The sequence below is a fragment of the Acinetobacter johnsonii CIP 64.6 genome, assembly GCF_000368045.1.
Taxonomy (GTDB): Bacteria; Pseudomonadota; Gammaproteobacteria; order Pseudomonadales; family Moraxellaceae; genus Acinetobacter; species Acinetobacter johnsonii.
On the sequence record NZ_KB849229.1, the window covers coordinates 149,824 to 169,808 of the forward strand.

Sequence of the window (19,985 nt, forward strand, 5' to 3'; positions counted from 1 at the left end):
TGAAGATGAAGATGAAGATGAAGATGAAGATGAAGATGAAGATGAAGATGAAGATGAAGGGCATGGTTCAAGCATGACTTGAGTAATACTCAGGCTCTTCTCTAGAGCTGCTTGAGCATTTACTTTTCGTTGCATAGTTGATGCTTGAGCATTACTTGCAGATTTATTCCAGCGTGCTTGAGCTGCATTTTTAGCTTTATCAGATTTCATCTGTTGATTTTGCAATGCTTGGTTTTTTAAACTGGTTAAAAAACTTGAAAGAATTTGTTCAGATTCGACTTCAAATAATTCCAATGCTGTCAGCGTATTCAACAAAGTTTTAGCCTTGGTATGCTGCGGTAATTTCGTGATGCTGCATACCGTTGCTAAATCATGAGGAATAGTTCCATTTTTCCAGAAATCCATCATTAACAGCAGTGATGCACCGATTTGCTCTGCAGTCATTCGTGCAAATTTTGCCTGTAAGTCGCCAATATAGAGTGGCATCCAAATTGAAATATCTTTATGCATGTGTTCACCTTTTTTATAGGTATAGAGGGGCTAAGGTCATCGATTGGACGACCTTGTATATTTATTAGATCAGGGAGCTAAGCTCATTAACCGGAGGCGAGCCTGTTGGGCCAGGTCGTCGTAATGGGCTTGTCCATCATCCAGCATTCGCTGTAGCCAAAGTCTCAACGCCTGGTGATCATCGAAGCATTTATTGATTTCCAGCAAAAAGGCCAGATTGTGCAGTTTGGGAATGTGTAACTCATGAATGAGTTCACGCGCGACCATATCTGCTTCTGGGCTAACGACTACACCACCAAAGAAAGCTTTACTATTCATGTGCAAGCTCCTCTGTATTTAGTCTTTCCAGCATGGCTTCAAATGCACTGCCATCGCGACGCGTAACATTGGGAATATAGCGGCTGTAAACACGGAACAGCATTTCAGTGGTCGAATGACCTAGCTGACGTGCAATCCATTCAGGATTTTCACCCGCAGATAACCAAAGTGTGGCAGCTGTGTGACGTGTTTGATAAGCACGACGAGGCGTTAATCCTAAAAAACGCAGGATAGGGTGCCATACACGCTTATTAACTAAACGGTAGTCTAGAGGACCACCATCACGGTTGCAGAAGACGAAGTCCGATTTTCCGTTGTTGAGGCTTTTCTGTTGCAGAAAGGCTTGGTACACCCGGTCATTCATCTGGATCGTGCGGTCAGAACCATACGTTTTGGTTCCACCAAGAACACCATTCACTAACGCTTCACGGATATGGATCTCACGACGTTGCAAGTCGATATTTTTCCATTGAAGGCCATCGATTTCACTGGTGCGCATACCCGTAAAAAAGCGGATGGTGTAATAAGGTTTAAAGTCGTCACGAACAGATGTAATAATTCGCTGAACTTCTTCAAGAGAGAAAGGCGTGACTTCAATCCGACCTTCTTTCAAACTTTTTATGTTTTTGTAAGGGCTATCAAAATCATATCGTTCGGATGCGCTATCTAGTATCATACGAAGTACTGTCATAATCTGGTTGATTCGTGATGGTGAAAGGCATTCTTGGTTATTTCCGTATGTCACTTTGGCGAGGGATGAACGGAATCCAAGGATGTCTGACTTTTTGATGTTAATAACAGAAATTGTTCCGAAATATGGAGTTAAATATTTTCGAATAACAATCCTAATTTTTTCTGCGTAGCTGCTACGCCATTCTATTTCTTTATCAGCAACCCATATTTCACAGTACTTAGAAAAAACAGGTGCTTTAGAACTCACTGCATTGATTTGGTTTTCAGCAGCTTTAATTTCTGCCAGTCGAGCACTTTTGGGAAAATATTTTGCATAATCAAATACACCTAAGAGCATTTCAGCTTCCATACGTTCAATCGCTTTTTCAAGTTTTTTGCGATTGTTAGGTGTGTCCTCCATTGCAGTTGTTTCACGGCAACGCTTATTTAAGTACCGAAAATCGATTGTAAGCTTGCCGTATCTAGTACGGATTGAAGCCATTGGCTTGAAACTCCTATTGTAGTTGTAGGCTATGTAGAGAACCGAACGAGGTTTTAGTCATGTCTTCCTCAATACGTTCCCAAACAAAAAGAATTTTGCGTCCACCAAATGGGCGAATGTAATGAACGCCTTCGAGTAAAACACTATCTTTGAGTTGATTTCGGATAGTACGCTCGTTGTAATGAATTCGTTCCGACAGTTCTTTTGTAGTAAGATACGTGAAGTTCATATGTATATCCTTTTAAAAAGTATCACAATGATGTTATTTAAGATCACAATGCAATACTATAAGCATTTAATACATCATGCAAGTACTTTATTACACAATGGTGGTAATTAATGATAGTTTGCAATTTACCAGTCTTATTAGCTGAGCGCAGAATGAAGGTTGCGGATGTTGCGCGTGAAACAGGGATGAGTAAAACTACTCTGCATAAACTCTATAATGGTCAATCGACGCGTATTGATTTTGAAACTATTGAAAAGCTCTGCTTATTGCTAAATGTAGAAGTAGGGGAGCTTCTAAAATTACAAGCTGATGAAGACTAAGTTAATGAAATATTAATAAAAATAAGGTGACCAAATTTGGTCACCTTCCTTTTTTGAAGTATTTTTAATTGTGAGAACAGTCGTTAAATCTGGCTCTTTGGGCAGAGTTTTTGAAACTAGAAATGATTAGTATTTGTCGATATTTTTATTGCGTGACCAAATTTGGTCACGATCCTATTTGATCTTGTAAAAATATTGAATTGAAAATAATAGAAGTCTAATGACATAGAAATTTTCGATGGAATAATTTTTTAAGCAGTTTTAGAAAGGGGTTCTTATCTTTTTGATTTATTGAAGGCACTTTTTGGTCACTTATGGTCACCTGCAAATTGAAGACGTTGGGATAGACGTTATTTGAAAGCAGTCTAAAAATCTTTCTTGTTTTAAAAAATCTAATAAAATCAACAATAAAAAAGCCCCCATCTTTCGATGAGGGCTTTCTGAATTTGGAGCGGGAAACGAGACTCGAACTCGCGACCCCAACCTTGGCAAGGTTGTGCTCTACCAACTGAGCTATTCCCGCGTATTGAGCAGTTTTTGCTAAAACTTACACTGAAAAAAATTTGGAGCGGGAAACGAGACTCGAACTCGCGACCCCAACCTTGGCAAGGTTGTGCTCTACCAACTGAGCTATTCCCGCGTATTGAGCAGTTTTTATAAAAACTTACACTAAAAAATGGAGCGGGAAACGAGACTCGAACTCGCGACCCCAACCTTGGCAAGGTTGTGCTCTACCAACTGAGCTATTCCCGCGTATTGAGCAGTTTTTGCTAAAACTTACACTGAAAAAAATTTGGAGCGGGAAACGAGACTCGAACTCGCGACCCCAACCTTGGCAAGGTTGTGCTCTACCAACTGAGCTATTCCCGCATAGCGCTGTATGATACAGCAAGCAAGTTCAGGGTCAATAGCTTTATGAAAAAGCTGAGTTTAATTGCATAAAATAAAGCCAGTTTTAGACTGCGTATTGAGCTTTTTTAACTTTTGTTCACGAAACGTTGTGCCTCATGTTAGTGAAAAGAGTTTTACGCATTCAACATCTCGAAGGAACAGGTATACTCTGAACGAATCATTATTTTTGGAGACAGGTATGAGCTTGGAGCAGCAATTGATTGAACGCTTACAACAGCTTTCCTCATCATATTTAGAAGTTGTGAATGAATCTTCTGGTCATGGCGGTTATTTTCCAGGGAAAGAGTCACATTTTAAAGTAATCGTGGTGAGTGATATTTTTGAGGGATTACGTTTAGTTCAGCGCCATCAAAAAATTTATGCGGTAGCAGGAGACTTACTCAGTCCAGGTAAAATTCATGCTTTAGCTATTCATGCCTTTCTACCTGAAGAATGGCAAGGACAAGACACTTCTAGTCCAAATTGCGTACATGCCCCGAAAAGCTAAGCAGAGATTCAGTTATGGAAACACAATTATTGATTAAGATCGTGCATATGTGTGCGGTCAGCTTGGCATGTGTCGTGATTTTGGCGCGTGCCCTGACATTATTTAAAGGCGTTCAAGGCAATCAACCCAATCCAGCAGGTCGAACAGTTTTTGTTGCTCTTCAGCACTTAAGCATGCTGGTGATTGTACTGACTGGGGTTGCACTTTTAGTGATGAAAAACTTTGATGTGCAAACATGGTTTTATGCCAAAGTGGTTTTATTTTTAGTGATGTTATCTTCTTTGTCGAAAGCTTATAAAAAAGAAGACAGCATTTTACTTACACAGCGCCGAGTGGGGTTATTCTTGGCGGTGGTAGCGATGATATCCATTTTAGGTTTAGTCATGATTAAACCAAACTTTGGCTAATTGTTAGACATAATCATCGGCACAGCGATTGTTCTGCGCTACACTGCTATCTATAGCGGAAAAATAACAAGATGGAGGGGATTTTATGCATACACGTGTGGTATTTAATCAAAAAGGTGGTGTCGGCAAATCCAGTATTGCAGTGAATTTAGCGGCAATTAGTGCACATCAAGGCTTAAAAACCTTACTGATTGATCTCGATCCGCAAGCGAATTCGAGCCAGTATGTATTGGGCGATGACGCAACGTATTCGGCAGACAAGCCAGCCTTAGAACCCAATATTGAAAACTATTTTGAAGAAGTACTTGGAACGACTCAAAATAAAAGTCTATTGGGCAGTGCCATTGGTTCGATCCTCAAAGGGCGTGCTAAAGGCTTAGAAAGTTATGTGCACCAATCCCCTTTTAAAAATTTGGATGTGATTCCAGCCAGCCCAAGCCTCGGGGCATTGGCTTATGCTTTAGAGTCAAAACATAAAATTTATAAACTGCGTGATGCGTTACAACAGCTTGCCGGAAAATATGATCGTGTCTATATCGATACACCACCAGCCTTTAACTTCTTTACTTTGTCGGCACTGATTGCAGCCAATAAAGTCCTGATTCCGTTTGATTGTGATGTCTTTTCTAAACGTGCACTGCAAACTTTGATCGAAAATGTGCTCGAAACTCAAGACGATCATAATGATCATTTGGAAATTGAAGGCATTGTGGTGAATCAGTTCCAAGCGCAGGCCAAACTTCCACGTGAAGTGGTGCAACAGCTGAAGGATGAAGGTCTTCCTGTACTAGAAAGTATGTTGCCCCCATCGGTGCTGATGAAAGAATCGCACCACAAAAATTTACCTTTGATTCATTTGGCACACGATCATAAATTGACGCAGGCCTATCAATCATTGTTCAATGAGATTGAGAATAATAAATTGCGAGATTCAGCATGAAAAAGATCACAATTGCTTTTTTAGTGGGCAGTACGCTGTTATTGAGCGCCTGTGCCACAACGGTTAAACCGACTTATGTCTCTCCTACACAGTATCAAGCTTTGAACTGCCAACAGTTACAAGCAGAATATAATCGGATTCAGCAACATTTAGATGAAGGTGTACCTACTGCGAAACGCACGGGTGTTGGCGTGGGGCTAGGTCTGGGTGGTGGATGGAGTCATGGTGGCGGTTGGGGCTTTGGTCCAAGCGTTTCAGTGAATATGGGACAATCATCGAATACCAAAAAAACTGAAATTTCACGACTTTTGGGTCAGCAAGAGGCGATTGTACAGGCTGCAAAATTCAAAGGCTGTGCGATTACCGTGCAAAATAAGACGAATTAATACCGCATTTATTCATCCTGCTGAAGGGTTCACCTTTCAGCAGTCATTAAAATCTTAGCAAAATGTTTCTAAAATAATTTCAAGAAAACAATGGATTATCATTTTAACACACACTTTTCTACCTCATGGGTTCTGTGTTTTTTTCCGCTTTGACTTGAGGAAACCGCTCTTTTTCGGCTAAATTGCGCATCTTTAATGCTGTTGTTGGATGTCTATGATTGAGAGTTGGCTGTTTGTATTGGCAATGATTGCTGTCTTGATGATTCCGGGACCAACCAATGCTTTACTCGCAAGCTCTGCACATCAGCAAGGTCTGGCGAAGACCAGCTTACTTGTACCCGCAGAACTGTTTGGGTATTTCTATGCCATCAATTTATGGGCACTTCTGATTCATCTCAGTACACCGACTTGGCCTTATCTGATAGACCTTTTACATGCACTCAGTGCAGTCTATGTGTTCTGGCTGGCTTTTCATTTGTGGAAAAGCTCGCACTTAGAAAAACATAATCAACGTTTTACCTCGATTCGACCTAAACAATTGTTTTTTTCTACTTTGAAAAATCCGAAAGCGGTCTTATTTGCTGCGGGTATTTTTCCCTATGAAGCCTGGGATAATCCCACCAATTTCTTTTTGGTCTTTGCCGTGTTTAGTCTGGTGTTATTGCCAACGGCACTGTTCTGGATGTCTTTTGGCCGTGCCACTTTATCGGGCGAGTCCAAACAAATAAAAGCCGATCTCTTATATAAAGGATCGGCCATGTTGTTGGTGGTGTGTATGTTTCCCGTGATTCTACGCTTTTTTGCTTAAGCTTCAGTGGTTGATTTTTTCTTTAATTTGGCCCGAATAAAACCAATAATCCCGGGCAAGACACTAATAATAATAATGCCGAAAATCAGATGCGTGAAATTGTCTTTGACCACAGGCACATTGCCAAAAATATAGCCTAAAGTAATGAATGATCCAATCCAGCAGAATGCACCAATCAGGTTATAAGACAGGAAAAATTTGTAGTCCATTTTTCCTGCACCTGCTACAAAAGGTGCAAAAGTCCGCGCAAAAGGAATAAAACGTGCAAAAATAATAGTTTTACCACCATGTTTTTCAAAGAATTTTTGTGTATTAATCAGATGTTGTTTATTGATGAAACGGGATTCGATTTCAAAAACGCGCGGTCCAATATAACGACCAATGTGATAATTCAGCGTATCGCCCAGTACGGCCGCGATAAAAAGTAAAACACCAAGAGTCCACGGATTCATTGCACCTGTGGATGCTGCTAAAGCACCTGCGGCAAACAATAAGCTGTCGCCGGGTAGGAACGGCATGACCACCAAACCTGTTTCCACAAAGATGATGAGAAACAAAATTGCATAAATCCAAACCCCATAGTTGGTGATAAACTCAAGCAAATGGTCATCGACATGTAATATAAAATCAATCAGTTCCATGGGGCACAAATAAGCAAAAGAGTGCGGAAATCCTAGCAGTCTCGTTATCAGAAGTCAGTATTAAAACGTAAATAAATTTAGCTATCAGTGTTCTTATCTTAAAAGTATGTGTGATGAAAATGGATATTTATTCTAAAAATAGAGAACATTAAGATAGCTACAACTTCAAATAAAACGTATTTAAAGGTGTAAAAATATTTAATCGAAATGTTGTGGCCAAAAATATTATCAATCAACCCAATACAGATGTAGTTTTAGCTTTAATTCCCCGTGTATTGATGGCTTATATTTTCCTTGTTGCAGGCTGGGGAAAAATTTCAGCTTATAGCGTAACTTTAGGGTATATGGAGTCTATGGGGACTTGGAGCGCTATTACCTTTAACCATTTTAGTTGAGTTTGGTGGTGGCTTAGCGCTGTTATTTGGTTTTCAAGCCCGCTTTGCTGCGTTTGGTTTGGGTCTATTTAGTGTGATTACCGCTTTTATCTTTCATGATGGCACACAAGACAGTATTAATTTTATGAAAAACTTTGCCATGGCAGGTGGTCTATTGTTTCTAATCCTGCATGGTGCAGGAAAAATGAGCCTAGATCATCTGATTGAAAAATAATTCAAAATGAAAAGCAGCATTTGCGATGCTGCTTTTTTTATTTACAAGAAAGTACGGTGTGGACGTTCTTTTTTTTGATCAAGATCAATAAAACATGAGGAAAATAAGATGAAAAAATCTTTTTAAAATAGGGTTATGTATTACAAGTTTAAGTCTTGCCGCTGGTGCATGGGCCAAAGATGATCATATCATTTTACAAGAAGCTGCAAAGAACCATGTCTCTGTGTCAGCGATTGCAAAGCTCAAAGATGAAACTGCGGTCACTTTAAAAGGGACACTGCTGAAACATCTCAATGAAGACCACTACGAGTTCAGCGATGGTATAGGGGATATTTTGCTGGATATTGATGACGATTTATGGAAAGCATCCAATATTAAAGCAGGCGATAAAGTACAAGTGGTCGGTGAGGTGGATACACATCGTTATAAACCGACCGATATTGAAGTTGTTAAAATAGAAAAAGTTTTGAAATAAACATCAGGCACGCGAAAGCGTGCTTTTTGATATAAAAACCATTGGGTTTTAAGTGTTGTATAAAGCTTGTCCGAATTATGTGCGTTATGCGCGGAAAAATGCTAGAATACGGCGCTTATATTCGTTTGCCTTTCATAGTTGTTTGTCATGACTACCAATACTCAAATTACTGAAGATCGTATCCTTATTTTGGATTTCGGTTCTCAATATAGCCAGCTTATTGCACGCCGCGTACGTGAAGCTGGCGTATATTCTGAAATGTATGCCTATGACATGTCTGAAGAAGACATTCGTGCATTTAATCCAAACGGTATCATCTTATCAGGTGGTCCTGAGAGCGTACACGAAGAAGGCAGCCCACGTGCGCCAGAAGTTGTGTTCAACTTAGGTGTACCAGTTTTGGGTATTTGCTATGGCTTACAAACCATGTCTGCACAGCTTGGCGGTAAAGTTGAGCCGGGTACTGTACATGAATTCGGTTATGCCGAAGTAAACATCCAAGTTCGTGACAAGTTGATTGGTGATCTTGAAGACACCAAAGACCAACTTAAAGTTTGGATGAGCCATGGCGATAAAGTGACAGCGATTCCTGAAGGTTTCCAAATCACTGCAAGCACACCAAGCTGTCCAGTTGCGATGGTTTCTGATGAAACTCGTCGTTTCTACGGTATTCAGTTCCACCCAGAAGTAACGCACACTGCAAAAGGTGCAGAGTTATTATCTAACTTTGTACACAGCATTTGTGGCTGCCGTAGCCTGTGGAACTCTGAAAACATCATCGACCTACGCGTTGAACAATTACGTCAACAAATTGGCGATCAAAAAGTTCTTTTAGGTCTGTCTGGTGGAGTTGATTCATCAGTGGTTGCTGCGCTTTTACACCGTGCGATTGGCGATCAATTGACTTGTGTATTCGTTGATAATGGTCTGCTTCGTTTGAACGAAGGCGAACAAGTGATGGACATGTTTGCGAAAAACATGGGTATCCGAGTGATTCGTGCCGATGCTGAAGAGCGTTTCTTGACTGCTTTAGCAGGTGAAGTTGATCCTGAGAAAAAACGTAAAATCATTGGCCGTGAGTTCATCGAAGTTTTTGCTGAAGAAGCGCGTAAACTTGATGGCGTAAACTTCCTTGCTCAAGGTACGATTTACCCAGACGTGATCGAATCTGCTGCAACCAAAAATGGTAAAGCTCATGTGATTAAATCTCACCACAATGTGGGCGGTTTACCAGATGACTTGGCTTTTGAATTGGTTGAGCCAATCCGTGATTTGTTTAAAGATGAAGTACGTCGTTTAGGTACAACTTTAGGTTTACCGTTTGAAATGCTTTATCGCCATCCATTCCCAGGTCCAGGTTTGGGCGTGCGTATTTTGGGTGAAGTGAAGAAAGAATATGCAGACATTTTACGTCTTGCAGATGATATCTTTATGCAAGAGCTTCGTGCTAGCGGTTGGTATGATAAAACTGCACAAGCCTTTGCTGTATTCCAACCTGTGAAATCTGTTGGCGTCGTCGGTGATGGCCGTCGTTATGCATGGGTGATTGCACTTCGTGCTGTTGAAACGGTTGACTTTATGACAGCACGCTTCGCACATCTTCCTTATGATTTGGTTGATAAAATTTCGACTCGTATCATGAACGAAATTAAAGATGTTTCTCGTGTGGTTTATGACGTATCGTCTAAGCCACCAGCAACGATTGAATGGGAGTAAAACTGGGCTTTCATGAAGCAACGCTTCATGCCAGTTTTACGCCAAAGGCTACGTATGCGGCAAAAAGGCTTTCAAGAAGCGAAGCTTCTTGCCTAAATTACGCCAAGAGCTATGCTCGCGGCAGTTGACGAAAATTATGTTAAAAAAAGAGCGCTTAGGCGCTCTTTTTTATTTTATACTGAACGAAAATTAGGATTCAAATTTGAATTTTTATGTATACGCATTATGATTTAATGTTGCCTTTACTACGTATTATGCAATCACATGATGTGACATATAGCTTAAAAGAGGCTTATGAAGCATTACTGCAAGAGTTAAAATGTCCAGAAGAAGAACGTAATGAAACGATGGAAGATGGGAGAAACATCATCTTTTATCGTTTACAATGGGCGAAAACTTATCTAAAGAAAGCAGGATTAATAGATTATTCTAAAAGAGCACATTTTAATTTATCGAATATGGGAAGAGATTTAGACTTAAGAAAAGTTGAAAAAATAGATAAGAAATATTTATCCAGATTTGATAGTTTTAATGAGTTTAGAAAAATAAATTCAAAAAATGAAAAAGTGCAAAAAATTGAAAATACACAGAAAGATAGTTCAGATTCTGAGGAATTAACACCTCCTGAGATTATTTACCAGCAATCAAAAATATTAAATAATGATTTGAAAGATGAGCTATTAAATTTAATTAAAAACAATTCCTCATCATTTTTTGAAAGACTAGTTGTCGATTTACTTGTTGCTATGGGTTATGGAGGATCGCATCAAGATGCCGCTCAAGCGATTGGCAAAACTAGTGATGGTGGTATCGATGGAATTATTAGTGAAGACCGTTTAGGTTTAGACAAAATTTATATTCAGGCTAAACGCTGGGAAAATACAGTGGGTCGGCCTGAGATACAGCAATTTAAAGGTGCACTGGCAGATCAAGTAGCTAAGAAAGGTGTCTTTATTACAACTTCCAATTTTAGTAAAGAGGCGATGGAATCGGCTAAAAAATCAGGCATTGTTTTAATTGATGGTAATAAATTAACAGCTCTCATGATTGAATTTGGTTTAGGCGTTCAAGTGGAGCGTAGTTTCCATATCTATAAAATTGATCAAGATCGTTTTGATGAAGAAAACTTTTGATTTTCCTGAGTGATGGCTTTCCATCACTTCTAAAACACTTTTGCAGAGCAAAAACACACCTTATAAAGATGTAACAACATTTTTACATCCACGCATTGCCTTGTAGTTACGTTTTGAAAACACAAGATATTGTCCCAAGTTTAAGAATCAGCATTCTATTTTTAGGGATGTGCAGTTGGGAATCTGCTTGTTATGATCTAGGGCATATGGATCTGTAATGAGTAAGCATATGACGAATAATAACTATACTGAACTTTCACATTCGGATGACTGTGAAAAATACGTAAATCAATTCATTCAAGAGTTTCCACTGAGAAGTGCTGAAATAGGCCAAGGGACGGTCATCAAACGCGCGCTCCCAAGTCGCCATAAACGAATGATTGGTGCATGGTGTTTCTTAGATCACGCAGGCCCTGTAACCTTCCCTCAAGGGGACGGTTTAGATGTTGGCCCACATCCACATATCGGTTTGCAAACCTTTACATGGATGATTGAAGGCACCATGATGCATACCGATAGTTTGGGTAGCAAACAGTTGATTCGTCCAAAACAGGTCAACCTCATGACCGCAGGACACGGGATTTCCCATACGGAAGTCGCACCAGATACGGAAACCAAAATGCATGCGGCACAATTGTGGATTGCATTGCCCGATGCACAAATTGCTGTTGAACCTCGTTTCGATCATTATCCAGAACTGCCAGTGGTGGAAAATGATGGGGTGGAGTTTACTGTTTTGGTCGGAGAGTTTTTAAATACCACTTCACCTGTGAGCGTTTATACCGAGCTGTTAGGGGTGGACTTAAGTGCGGCAGAAAGCACCAAAACCCGTTTAACACTTAATCCAAACTTTGAATATGGCTTTATGGCTTTAGAAGGAACGGCCACGGTCAATGGGCACGAACTGACTGAAGACAATATGGTGGTGCTCGAGCAGGGTGTAAGTGCGATTGAAATTGAAATTCATGCTGGCAGTCGCTTGTTACTGTTAGGTGGTGAGCCATTTGAAAGTCCAATTCTACTGTGGTGGAATTTTGTGGGTCGTACTCAAGAAGAATTGAAAATTGCGCGTGATCAGTGGATTGCACAAGATGAACGTTTTGGTTCCATTCCTGACTATGAAGGCCCGCGCTTGGAAGCTCCGGCATTTCCAGACCAAATGCGTGCTTCAAAATAAATTGAATACTGCGCAAGTCGTTCAACAACAGAATAGGTGGACAGTTTCAATACTTGAAACCTATTCAAAATAATATCAATGAAAAATAGGATAATAAAAAATGGCAATAATTGCGAATGCGGAAGTCAAAACATGCGTCGAAGCATGGTCTGGTCAAGTAAGCAGTGGGCGACATCAATTCATCACCGATAAACCAGCGTCTTTTGGCGGTCAGGACAAAGGCCCAGCACCTTATGATTTTATTTGTACAGGTTTGATTTCCTGCACCATGATTACCCTACGGATGTATGCACAGCACAAAGGTATTGAGTGGGGGGCTTTTAGTGTCGAAGCAGATTTTAATGCCAATAAAGAAGGCCGAGAATGGATCAGCCGTCGTTTGTCGTTTGAGCAAACATTGACAGAAGAAGCACGCCAAAAAATCTTAGACATCTGTCAAAAAACACCAGTTACTAAAACTTTATTACGTTCCGTCGAGATTGAAACCTCAATTGTTTAACTCGCTTGACGGTTTTTTATAGGTGGTAAAGGATTTTGCGCGACTGGGTATTCATGTATATCAACAGGTGCAAAATCCAAATTTTAGCGTAAAGTGAGTGCTAGATTTCAATTAAAACAAAAGGCACAACAATGATTACCCTGCACCATTTGGAACATTCACGCTCTTTACGCATTTTATGGGCTTTGGAAGAGTTAGGGTTGGAGTATGAGGTGAAGTTTTATAAACGTCTGCCGACCTATGCTGCGCCACCTGAGTTAAAAAACATTCATCCCTTAGGCAAAGCTCCTGTTTTGACCGATGGTGATTTGGTCATAGCAGAATCTGCAGTGATTTTGGAATACCTGCAAGCTACCTACGATACGGAGCACAAGTTTAAACCGCAAAATCCAAAGGACTTAATGCAATACAACTACTGGATGCATTATGCCGAAGGCTCGTTGATGCCATATTTGGTTATGACCTTGGTGATGAGTAATGTACCCAAGCATGTTCCATTTCTAATTAAACCGTTTGCCAATAAAATTTGTGATGGGGTGAAAGGCGGTTTTATTAATCCACGCTTGAAAGAGCACAGTGCATATTTGGAAAATTATTTATCTCAACATGACTATTTTGCAGGTGATTTTTCCTTTGCCGATATCCAAATGAGCTTTCCTGTGGTGGCGATGCAAGAGCGGGTAAAAGCCCATAATCCTCAAATGGTGGCGTATGTACAGCGCATTCAGCAGCGGCCAGCATTTAAAAAAGCCAAAGAACTCAGTGGATTCTAGTAGGGGGATAGTTTGAACCTGATTTTTTTGCCCGGTGCGTCGGGCAATACGGCATTTTGGCAACCTATCATCCAGCGCCTTCCTCAGGACGATTCAACCATGGTCGTCGCTTATCCGAGCTTTGGTGACTATCCTGATGATGTGGATGTACAGAGTTTTGAAGGCTTACAAGCCTATGTGTTGAATCAAATCCAACAGCCTTCTGTGGTCGTTGCACAATCGATGGGTGGCATTTTTGCAGTACAAGCTGCCTTACAAAAGCCTGAACAGGTGCAGGCCTTGGTGCTCGTGGCAACCTCAGGTGGCATTGATTTAAGTCCTTTTCAAGTGGCAGATTGGAGAGAGGATTATCAACAGAGCTTTACGGTTCCTGATTGGTTTGTTCAGCATCAGTCTGATTTGACGGGGAGTCTGGAGCGTATCCAGTGTCCAGTTCTGCTGATTTGGGGCGATGCAGATCCGATTAGTCCTGTTGCAGTGGGGCAGTTCTTACACCGTCAAATACCACATGCAGAATTGCACATCGTGTCACAGGGACAACATGATTTAGCTTATGTGCATGCAGAGCATGTTGCGCAATTGATTCAAAATTTTCTCGTCAAACTCAGAGTATAAAAAAAGGATGCCGAGGCATCCTTTTATTTTTCTAGCGTTTGACCACAATTGAGTCAATGCCACTATGTTGTAGGGTTTGTTGCGCAATCACCGCGGCTTCTTGCGAGTCATATGGCCCTGAAATCACGCGATACCATGTTTGGCCGCCTTCAACGGTTTTGACGACATCGGCAGAGAGACCATTTAAGATAATTTCTGCACGACGTGCATCGGCACTGTCTGGGTCAGGATAACTACGCACTTGTAATATAAAACTTGGCGCTTGCGGTGTCGGTGCTGCTTCGGTTAAACCTGGTTCAGCAGGGGTGCTTTCTTCGGCAGCAGGTGCTTCAACAATCACCACGGTGCTTGGATTATCTTTGGTTTCAGGAATGGCTTGATCTGGAATCGGCGTCACTTGCTGCTGTGGCAGTAGGTCATAGAAACGGTAGTCTTTATTGGTTTCTTCTTGATAATGTTCCGAAGTGATTTGACCTTTCGGCTTCACTGGTGCCCAAGGCTTCCACAGTAACAGTGCTACAGCAAAACAGAGCACGATTAAAATGACCACAAGTGTACCGAGCCAAGCTGGAATCAGTGGCTTTTTGGGTTTGTTCGGTCTTTCAGATACACCGCGCTGCGTTTTTCCAAACACGTGGAAACCTCTTTTCTTCTAATCAATATGAGGGACAGGCCCATTCTTTTCTTTATTTTAATACTTGGCCTCAAGGAATTAAAAGAGGCGTCATCGTAAAATAAAGAATCGCTTTGCAAAATTCAAGTTTCGCAAAGCGAGCAATACATCAGGGTTGATATGGCTACTTCGGGCATAGCCCTTCATCTTGCGACGATGTGCAAAGCATTGCTTTTTTACATCGCTACCTCAAGCATAGCTTTCGGTCTTGCAGCCATGTGTGAAGCTTTGCTTCACTTATTACATAGTTACTTCGGGCATAGCCCTTCGTCTTGCGACAATGTGCAAAGCGTTGCTTTGCTATTTACATCGTCTCAGGTGCAGACACACCTAGTAACTCTAAACCATTACGCAAAACTTGTTGTACGTTTATTGAAAGTAATAAACGGGCTTGCGAAAGGGCAATATTCTGTTCGTCGATAATTCTTGTATTATCCAAGTTATACCAACCATGGAATAACGCTGCGAGTTCTTTCAAATAGTTACCCACTTGGTGAGGTTCATAGCTATTTGCAGCACGAAGCACAATTTCTGGATAGGCTGCAAGTTTGGCAAGAATTTCAGTTTCAGCGTCAAGAGTTAATAAGGTCGCATCGTAATCAGCTGCTTTGCTACGATCAAAACTAATGCCTTTTTCAGGTGCTTTCACATCGACCATACGATTGACACGTGCATGTGCATATTGGATGTAATACACCGCATTGTCTTTGCTTTGTGAAACTGCAAGGTCTAAGTCAAAGTCAATGTGTTGCTCAGACTTACGCATCACGTAGTAGAAACGCGCAGCATCGTTGCCCACTTCTTTACGTAGGTCACGTAAAGTCACGAACTGACCAGAACGAGATGACATTTGTACCATCTCGCCACCACGCCATAGGCTGACGAACTGAACCAATAGAACGGTGAGTTTTTTCGAGTCATACCCCAAGGCATCAATCGCGGCTTTAACCCGTGAAATATAGCCATGGTGGTCTGAGCCCCAGATATCAATAATATCGGTATAGCCACGTTGTAATTTATTCAGATGATACGCAATGTCAGAAGCAAAGTAAGTGGTTTGTCCATTACGACGCTTCACAACACGGTCTTTTTCATCGCCAAATTCAGTCGATTTGAACCAAATGTTGCCGTCTTTTTCGTATAAGAAACCGCGTTGTTCTAAAGTTTCTAAAGCTTCATCAATTTTGTCTGTCAATGAGGCTTCGCTGAACCATTGGTTAAAGGTTACACCAAACTCGCCCAAGTCATCTTTGATGTCATCTAAGATCGCATTCAGCGCTGCTTGGTGGAATACGCGGTAAGCTTCACCGATTAAGCTTTGTGAATTATGGATTAAACCATCAATGTGCTTTTCTTTGTCGCCTGAAAGGACAACTTTATTGCCTTCGGCATCGAGTTCTTCTGCATATTGCACATCTTCAGGGACATCTTTATAGACGTCTGCTACAGGGCGGACGTAGGCATCGCCATCAGCATCGATAATACTTTGCGCGATTTCTTTAACATAATCGCCTTGATAGGCATTTTTAGGGAAAACCAGTGCTTGGCCTGTTAATTCGAGGTAGCGCAAATAGGTAGATGTTGCAAGGATGTCCATTTGACGGCCTGCATCATTCACATAATATTCACGGTCTACCGTTGCACCTGTTGCCTCAAGCAAGGTTGCAACCGTCATCCCATATGCTGCGCCACGACCATGACCAACGTGCAAGCTAGACGTTGGGTTGGCAGAAACGAATTCTACTTGGATTTTCTTCGCAGCATTGGCTTGAGTGCGACCAAACTGATTGCCTTGCGCTTGAATTTGATCAAGTACAGCAAAGCGTTGGTCAGCATTTAAAAAGAAGTTAATAAAGCCAGGGCCTGCGATTTCTGCTTTGCTGATGTCCGCCACTTCAGGCAGTGCAGCAAGAATTTTTTCGGCTAAATCACGTGGCTTCATACCCGCAGCTTTAGAGGCAATCATCGCGATATTGGACGCGAAGTCACCATGGCTTCGGTCTTTGGTACGCGTCAAAGTACTGCTGTTGTTCCAGTCTGCTGGAAGGACGCCTTCAGCTTGAAGGTTTTGCACTGCGTGCTCGAGAGCTGCTTGGATTGCCGTGTTCATATTCAGTCGAAAATTTGATGTCGCAGAAAAACGCTAAATATAGCAAATTTCGACGTCTTTAGGTGAATCCATTTTTTTAGAATAAAAAATGTTCAAAAACTGCTAACGATTGCGCTGCAATAAACATGAAAAGCGCAGTATGATGAGAACCAAAACGCATACTTTTAAGGATAAAACGTGTCTGAACAGCGGCCGATGATCATTGGCAATATTCCCAAGTTACCAGCAAAATATGCAATGTTTATTTTGCCGTTTTTTATCTCATTTTTTATGAGTGGCATTATCTCGATGATCAATCTTTGGCGCAATTTGGGCTGGGTGGACAATTTCCTACAGGTTTGGCTGTCCGCATGGATGATGTCTTGGGTGGTGGCCTATCCTGTAGTGCTCATTGTACTGCCGATTGTGCGCCGTTTGACCGGTGTATTTGTCGATATGTCACATTTGAACCCACCCAAATAAGCCCCATTTTAGCTATTTTCACGGCATGAGACAGGTTTGCTTAGGAGTTCCGCATTTTGGTTTTGAAAACGATACAGTTTGCCGGCATGAAAGAGCTTAATCACTTGGGCGCTGGCAAGCTGTTGTTGAAAACGACTTAGGGTTTGGCGTTGAAATGGATCAAAGGGATTGCCGTAGTTTTTGTTGTCGAGTAAAAACTGAATCTGTCCTGCTTCTTTATCATAGCCATATAAAATACGTTTGCCTTGTGCATCTTGAAGCTCAAAGGTAGGCGGATGACTGCTGATTTTACAATTCAGACGTAGCGAGAGCACAAAGCCTTCGGTCGATTTGTTTTGTAGCTGATAAATCCCTTGTTTTTCATTCTCCAAATAGACCCATTGATTCAAGGGTAAATTTGCACTGAGTTGTTCATATTGCTCGATGGTGGCTTTACTGATATCGACAATGCCTTTGGGATCGATTTCAGGCAGTTTTTCGTTATGACCAAATAGTCCTGTAATTTTATCACTCACTGTCTTTTGCGTTGTAGCAATGGATTGGCATGCTGTAATTTGTGTGAGGCAAAGACACGTAAGGCTCAACAACATCAGTTTTTTGATGATCATTTTTAATATAAAGAAGAAATAAAAGCGCTAGCTTAGCTTGAGCTTTATTCAAGTTCAAATTTTATCCATATGCTATTTGATTGAAAGACTGCCGTAAACGTCATTTTTACGTTGAGTCGGTTTGATTTTTATTTTCAGACTAAATCGCTTTGATAATTGCATCACGTTTATAAATATCAAAAGACGCGCAAATGGCGCTAAGCTAGTAGCCGAATTAGATGCATAGATTCTCCCCATAGGTTCATCTAAATCTATGTATAACGAGATAGGTAATGACGACAGAATATTTAAAGACAAAACAACCCTTATACATCCCTTATGCGGGCAATACCTTACTTGAGTTGCCGCTGTTAAATAAAGGATCGGCGTTTACGGAAGAAGAGCGCACTCGCTTCAACTTGCATGGTTTAATTCCACATGTTGAAGAAAGCATTGAAGAACAAAGTCAGCGTTCTTATCAACAGTACTGTGCTTTTAATGATGCGATCAATAAGCACATTTACTTGCGTAACATTCAAGACACCAACGAAACTTTGTTCTATCACCTCATTGAAAACCATTTAAGTGAGATGATGCCAATTATCTATACGCCAACGGTGGGTGAGGCCTGTCAGCGTTTCTCGGATATTTATCGCCGCCATCGTGGCACATTTATTTCTTATCCAGACCGTGCGCATATTGATGACATCTTGCATAACATCAACAAGAAAAATGTCAAAGTCATTGTGATTACCGATGGCGAGCGTATTTTAGGCTTGGGAGACCAAGGCATTGGCGGGATGGGTATTCCGATTGGAAAGTTGTCGCTCTATACCGCGTGTGGTGGTATTAGCCCAGCTTATACTTTACCAATTACCCTCGATGTCGGGACCAATAATCAGCAGTTACTGAATGACCCGATTTATATGGGTTGGAATCAACCACGTATCAGTGGTGATGAGTACTATGCTTTTGTCGATGAAGTGATTGCTGCGATCAAGCGTCGTTGGCCGAAAGCCTTAATTCAATTTGAAGACTTCGCGCAAAATAATGCCATGCCGTTATTGAATAAGTACCGTGATGAAATCTGTTGTTTTAATGATGATATTCAAGGTACCGCAGCCGTTTCTGTGGGCAGTTTGATTGCTGCATCACGTGCGGCAGGTAAACAGCTCAAAGATCAAACCGTTGCCTTCTTAGGTGCGGGTTCAGCAGGCTGTGGGATTGCTGAGCAAATTGTTGCGCAGATGAAAGTTGAAGGTTTAACTGATGCCGAAGCGCGTGCATGCGTGTATATGGTCGATCGTTTTGGTTTAATCACTGAAAATCAGCCGAATCTACTCGATTTCCAACGTAAATTGGCGCAAAAGCCAGACGTGATTGCGGAATGGGGCAATGCTGAAGAGGTGATTTCACTGCTCGATGTCGTGAAAAATGCCAAACCTACTGTGTTGATTGGGGTATCGGGTCAGCCGGGCTTATTTACTGAAGAAGTGATTCGCACTTTGGCTTCGAACTGTGATCGTCCGATTGTATTGCCACTGTCTAATCCCACTTCGCGTGTCGAAGCCGTGCCAGCAGATATTATTCACTGGACGGATGGCAAGGCTTTGATTGCGACAGGCAGTCCTTTTGCCCCTGTCAATTATCAAGGCAAAATTTATAATATTTCACAGTGCAATAACTCGTATATCTTCCCGGGCATTGGGCTGGGTGTGATTGCGGCCAATGCAACCCGTGTGACCGATTCGATGCTAATTGCATCGAGTAATGCTTTGGCAGATTGCTCACCGATGCTCGTGAACCCTACAGCAGATTTATTGCCTGAGATTGATGAAATTCAGAAAGTCTCTAAGCTGATAGCCTTTAAAGTGGCCAAAGCAGCAATGGATGCAGGTGTAGCCCCGATTATTAGTGATGAGCAATTGCAACACGCGATTGATAAAAACTTCTGGAAGCCAGAGTATCGTCACTATAAACGTGTTGCCTTCTAAAGCTGAAAATGAGATTGAACAAAAAGGAGC

General features: G+C 41.4%; 23 protein-coding genes, 4 tRNA genes and 1 pseudogene. 16 read left to right on the forward strand and 12 right to left on the reverse strand.

Translation table 11 applies throughout. The features are described 5' to 3' along the window. The 4 genes from F986_RS00670 to F986_RS00685 form a co-directional block, all read right to left on the reverse strand. Positions 1–510: DUF1376 domain-containing protein (locus F986_RS00670; protein WP_004684366.1), on the reverse strand; the 510-nt coding region annotated here is incomplete at its 3' end. Between the two features lie 69 nt (positions 511–579). Continuing rightward, on the reverse strand, positions 580–828 hold the full coding sequence (locus F986_RS00675) for a hypothetical protein (protein ID WP_004684367.1): 249 nt from the start codon (positions 826–828) through the stop codon (positions 580–582). Next, positions 821–2,002, reverse strand: a complete 1,182-nt coding sequence (locus F986_RS00680; protein ID WP_004684368.1) for an Arm DNA-binding domain-containing protein — start codon at positions 2,000–2,002, stop codon at positions 821–823. Before F986_RS00680 ends, F986_RS00675 begins: the two co-directional genes overlap by 8 nt. 13 nt (positions 2,003–2,015) lie before the next feature. Continuing rightward, entirely contained in the window at positions 2,016–2,231 is a 216-nt protein-coding gene (locus F986_RS00685; RefSeq protein WP_004684369.1) for a hypothetical protein, read from the reverse strand. A gap of 110 nt (positions 2,232–2,341) precedes the next feature. Between F986_RS00685 and F986_RS00690 the strand changes: the two genes are divergently transcribed. Continuing rightward, positions 2,342–2,551 carry a helix-turn-helix domain-containing protein gene (locus F986_RS00690; protein ID WP_017396932.1) on the forward strand — a complete coding sequence of 70 codons (210 nt, stop codon included), beginning with the start codon at positions 2,342–2,344 and terminating at the stop codon, positions 2,549–2,551. A gap of 447 nt (positions 2,552–2,998) precedes the next feature. Here the strand turns inward: F986_RS00690 and F986_RS00700 are convergent. The 4 genes from F986_RS00700 to F986_RS00715 all read right to left on the reverse strand — a co-directional run bounded on the left by F986_RS00700 (position 2,999) and on the right by F986_RS00715 (position 3,421). Next, positions 2,999–3,074, reverse strand: a tRNA-Gly gene (locus tag F986_RS00700). A gap of 41 nt (positions 3,075–3,115) precedes the next feature. Beyond that, positions 3,116–3,191 (reverse strand) — tRNA-Gly (locus F986_RS00705). Positions 3,192–3,228: 37 nt separating this feature from the next. Then, positions 3,229–3,304, reverse strand: a tRNA-Gly gene (locus F986_RS00710). A 41-nt stretch (positions 3,305–3,345) separates the two neighbouring features. Further along, a tRNA-Gly gene (locus tag F986_RS00715) sits at positions 3,346–3,421 on the reverse strand. A 220-nt stretch (positions 3,422–3,641) separates the two neighbouring features. Between F986_RS00715 and F986_RS00720 the strand changes: the two genes are divergently transcribed. The 5 genes from F986_RS00720 to F986_RS00740 all read left to right on the forward strand — a co-directional run bounded on the left by F986_RS00720 (position 3,642) and on the right by F986_RS00740 (position 6,491). After that, positions 3,642–3,950 (forward strand): BolA family protein, encoded by a 309-nt coding sequence (locus tag F986_RS00720; RefSeq protein ID WP_004684371.1) that lies wholly within the window; start codon positions 3,642–3,644, stop codon positions 3,948–3,950. A 14-nt stretch (positions 3,951–3,964) separates the two neighbouring features. Further along, complete coding sequence (locus F986_RS00725; protein ID WP_004684372.1) at positions 3,965–4,357, forward strand: SirB2 family protein; 393 nt, start codon at positions 3,965–3,967, stop codon at positions 4,355–4,357. An 85-nt stretch (positions 4,358–4,442) separates the two neighbouring features. Next, positions 4,443–5,297, forward strand: coding sequence for a ParA family protein (locus F986_RS00730; RefSeq protein ID WP_004684373.1), 855 nt, complete (start codon positions 4,443–4,445; stop codon positions 5,295–5,297). Further along, positions 5,294–5,683 (forward strand): YqhG/Tai3 family protein, encoded by a 390-nt coding sequence (locus F986_RS00735; protein WP_004684374.1) that lies wholly within the window; start codon positions 5,294–5,296, stop codon positions 5,681–5,683. Before F986_RS00730 ends, F986_RS00735 begins: the two co-directional genes overlap by 4 nt. 214 nt (positions 5,684–5,897) lie before the next feature. Next, complete coding sequence (locus tag F986_RS00740; protein WP_004684375.1) at positions 5,898–6,491, forward strand: LysE family translocator; 594 nt, start codon at positions 5,898–5,900, stop codon at positions 6,489–6,491. On the opposite strand, the gene F986_RS00745 is transcribed toward F986_RS00740, so the two are convergent. Beyond that, positions 6,488–7,132 carry a DedA family protein gene (locus F986_RS00745; RefSeq protein ID WP_004684377.1) on the reverse strand — a complete coding sequence of 215 codons (645 nt, stop codon included), beginning with the start codon at positions 7,130–7,132 and terminating at the stop codon, positions 6,488–6,490. The genes F986_RS00740 and F986_RS00745 overlap by 4 nt on opposite strands. Before the next feature lie 194 nt (positions 7,133–7,326). Between F986_RS00745 and F986_RS00750 the strand changes: the two are divergent. From F986_RS00750 to F986_RS00785, 8 genes and pseudogenes are all read left to right on the forward strand, one after another. Continuing rightward, positions 7,327–7,741: pseudogene (locus F986_RS00750) on the forward strand (DoxX family protein). Positions 7,742–7,868: 127 nt separating this feature from the next. After that, positions 7,869–8,216, forward strand: a complete 348-nt coding sequence (locus F986_RS00755) for a NirD/YgiW/YdeI family stress tolerance protein (protein ID WP_026056430.1) — start codon at positions 7,869–7,871, stop codon at positions 8,214–8,216. A 147-nt stretch (positions 8,217–8,363) separates the two neighbouring features. Continuing rightward, on the forward strand, positions 8,364–9,932 hold the full coding sequence (guaA, locus tag F986_RS00760; protein WP_004684379.1) for a glutamine-hydrolyzing GMP synthase: 1,569 nt from the start codon (positions 8,364–8,366) through the stop codon (positions 9,930–9,932). Between the two features lie 212 nt (positions 9,933–10,144). Then, on the forward strand, positions 10,145–11,065 hold the full coding sequence (locus F986_RS00765; RefSeq protein WP_004684382.1) for a restriction endonuclease: 921 nt from the start codon (positions 10,145–10,147) through the stop codon (positions 11,063–11,065). Between the two features lie 229 nt (positions 11,066–11,294). Next, positions 11,295–12,242, forward strand: a complete 948-nt coding sequence (locus F986_RS00770; RefSeq protein WP_017396933.1) for a pirin family protein — start codon at positions 11,295–11,297, stop codon at positions 12,240–12,242. Positions 12,243–12,342: 100 nt separating this feature from the next. Further along, on the forward strand, positions 12,343–12,741 hold the full coding sequence (locus F986_RS00775; protein WP_004684384.1) for an OsmC family protein: 399 nt from the start codon (positions 12,343–12,345) through the stop codon (positions 12,739–12,741). 131 nt (positions 12,742–12,872) lie between these two features. Beyond that, the gene (locus tag F986_RS00780; protein ID WP_004684386.1) at positions 12,873–13,514 is read left to right on the forward strand and encodes a glutathione S-transferase family protein; all 642 of its coding nucleotides are present in this window, start codon (positions 12,873–12,875) and stop codon (positions 13,512–13,514) included. Positions 13,515–13,526: 12 nt separating this feature from the next. Continuing rightward, positions 13,527–14,129 (forward strand): alpha/beta fold hydrolase, encoded by a 603-nt coding sequence (locus F986_RS00785; RefSeq protein ID WP_017396934.1) that lies wholly within the window; start codon positions 13,527–13,529, stop codon positions 14,127–14,129. 31 nt (positions 14,130–14,160) lie between these two features. On the opposite strand, the gene F986_RS00790 is transcribed toward F986_RS00785, so the two are convergent. Together F986_RS00790 and argS are read right to left on the reverse strand one after the other, a co-directional pair. Continuing rightward, the gene (locus F986_RS00790; protein WP_004684390.1) at positions 14,161–14,763 is read right to left on the reverse strand and encodes an SPOR domain-containing protein; all 603 of its coding nucleotides are present in this window, start codon (positions 14,761–14,763) and stop codon (positions 14,161–14,163) included. A gap of 343 nt (positions 14,764–15,106) precedes the next feature. After that, the gene (argS, locus tag F986_RS00795; RefSeq protein WP_004684391.1) at positions 15,107–16,912 is read right to left on the reverse strand and encodes an arginine--tRNA ligase; all 1,806 of its coding nucleotides are present in this window, start codon (positions 16,910–16,912) and stop codon (positions 15,107–15,109) included. Positions 16,913–17,089: 177 nt separating this feature from the next. Here argS and F986_RS00800 point away from each other — a divergent pair, with 177 nt between their 5' ends. Further along, positions 17,090–17,374, forward strand: coding sequence for a DUF2798 domain-containing protein (locus F986_RS00800; RefSeq protein ID WP_004684392.1), 285 nt, complete (start codon positions 17,090–17,092; stop codon positions 17,372–17,374). A gap of 8 nt (positions 17,375–17,382) precedes the next feature. Here the strand turns inward: F986_RS00800 and F986_RS00805 are convergent, their stop codons facing one another. After that, a complete protein-coding gene (locus F986_RS00805) occupies positions 17,383–17,982 on the reverse strand; it encodes a hypothetical protein (RefSeq protein ID WP_017396935.1) in 600 nt (199 codons plus the stop codon). Positions 17,983–18,254: 272 nt separating this feature from the next. Here F986_RS00805 and F986_RS00810 point away from each other — a divergent pair, with 272 nt between their 5' ends. Next, a complete protein-coding gene (locus F986_RS00810; protein ID WP_004684395.1) occupies positions 18,255–19,955 on the forward strand; it encodes an NAD-dependent malic enzyme in 1,701 nt (566 codons plus the stop codon). Positions 19,956–19,985: the final 30 nt, after the last annotated feature.

Coding starts and splice junctions, on each gene's coding strand:
- F986_RS00675 (WP_004684367.1), bottom strand. CDS start 828: ATGAATAGTAAAGCTTTCTTTGGTGGTGTAGTCGTTAGCCCAGAAGCA.
- F986_RS00680 (WP_004684368.1), bottom strand. CDS start 2,002: ATGGCTTCAATCCGTACTAGATACGGCAAGCTTACAATCGATTTTCGG.
- F986_RS00685 (WP_004684369.1), bottom strand. CDS start 2,231: ATGAACTTCACGTATCTTACTACAAAAGAACTGTCGGAACGAATTCAT.
- F986_RS00690 (WP_017396932.1), top strand. CDS start 2,342: ATGATAGTTTGCAATTTACCAGTCTTATTAGCTGAGCGCAGAATGAAG.
- F986_RS00720 (WP_004684371.1), top strand. CDS start 3,642: ATGAGCTTGGAGCAGCAATTGATTGAACGCTTACAACAGCTTTCCTCA.
- F986_RS00725 (WP_004684372.1), top strand. CDS start 3,965: ATGGAAACACAATTATTGATTAAGATCGTGCATATGTGTGCGGTCAGC.
- F986_RS00730 (WP_004684373.1), top strand. CDS start 4,443: ATGCATACACGTGTGGTATTTAATCAAAAAGGTGGTGTCGGCAAATCC.
- F986_RS00735 (WP_004684374.1), top strand. CDS start 5,294: ATGAAAAAGATCACAATTGCTTTTTTAGTGGGCAGTACGCTGTTATTG.
- F986_RS00740 (WP_004684375.1), top strand. CDS start 5,898: ATGATTGAGAGTTGGCTGTTTGTATTGGCAATGATTGCTGTCTTGATG.
- F986_RS00745 (WP_004684377.1), bottom strand. CDS start 7,132: ATGGAACTGATTGATTTTATATTACATGTCGATGACCATTTGCTTGAG.
- guaA (WP_004684379.1), top strand. CDS start 8,364: ATGACTACCAATACTCAAATTACTGAAGATCGTATCCTTATTTTGGAT.
- F986_RS00765 (WP_004684382.1), top strand. CDS start 10,145: ATGTATACGCATTATGATTTAATGTTGCCTTTACTACGTATTATGCAA.
- F986_RS00770 (WP_017396933.1), top strand. CDS start 11,295: ATGACGAATAATAACTATACTGAACTTTCACATTCGGATGACTGTGAA.
- F986_RS00775 (WP_004684384.1), top strand. CDS start 12,343: ATGGCAATAATTGCGAATGCGGAAGTCAAAACATGCGTCGAAGCATGG.
- F986_RS00780 (WP_004684386.1), top strand. CDS start 12,873: ATGATTACCCTGCACCATTTGGAACATTCACGCTCTTTACGCATTTTA.
- argS (WP_004684391.1), bottom strand. CDS start 16,912: ATGAACACGGCAATCCAAGCAGCTCTCGAGCACGCAGTGCAAAACCTT.
- F986_RS00805 (WP_017396935.1), bottom strand. CDS start 17,982: ATGATCATCAAAAAACTGATGTTGTTGAGCCTTACGTGTCTTTGCCTC.
- F986_RS00810 (WP_004684395.1), top strand. CDS start 18,255: ATGACGACAGAATATTTAAAGACAAAACAACCCTTATACATCCCTTAT.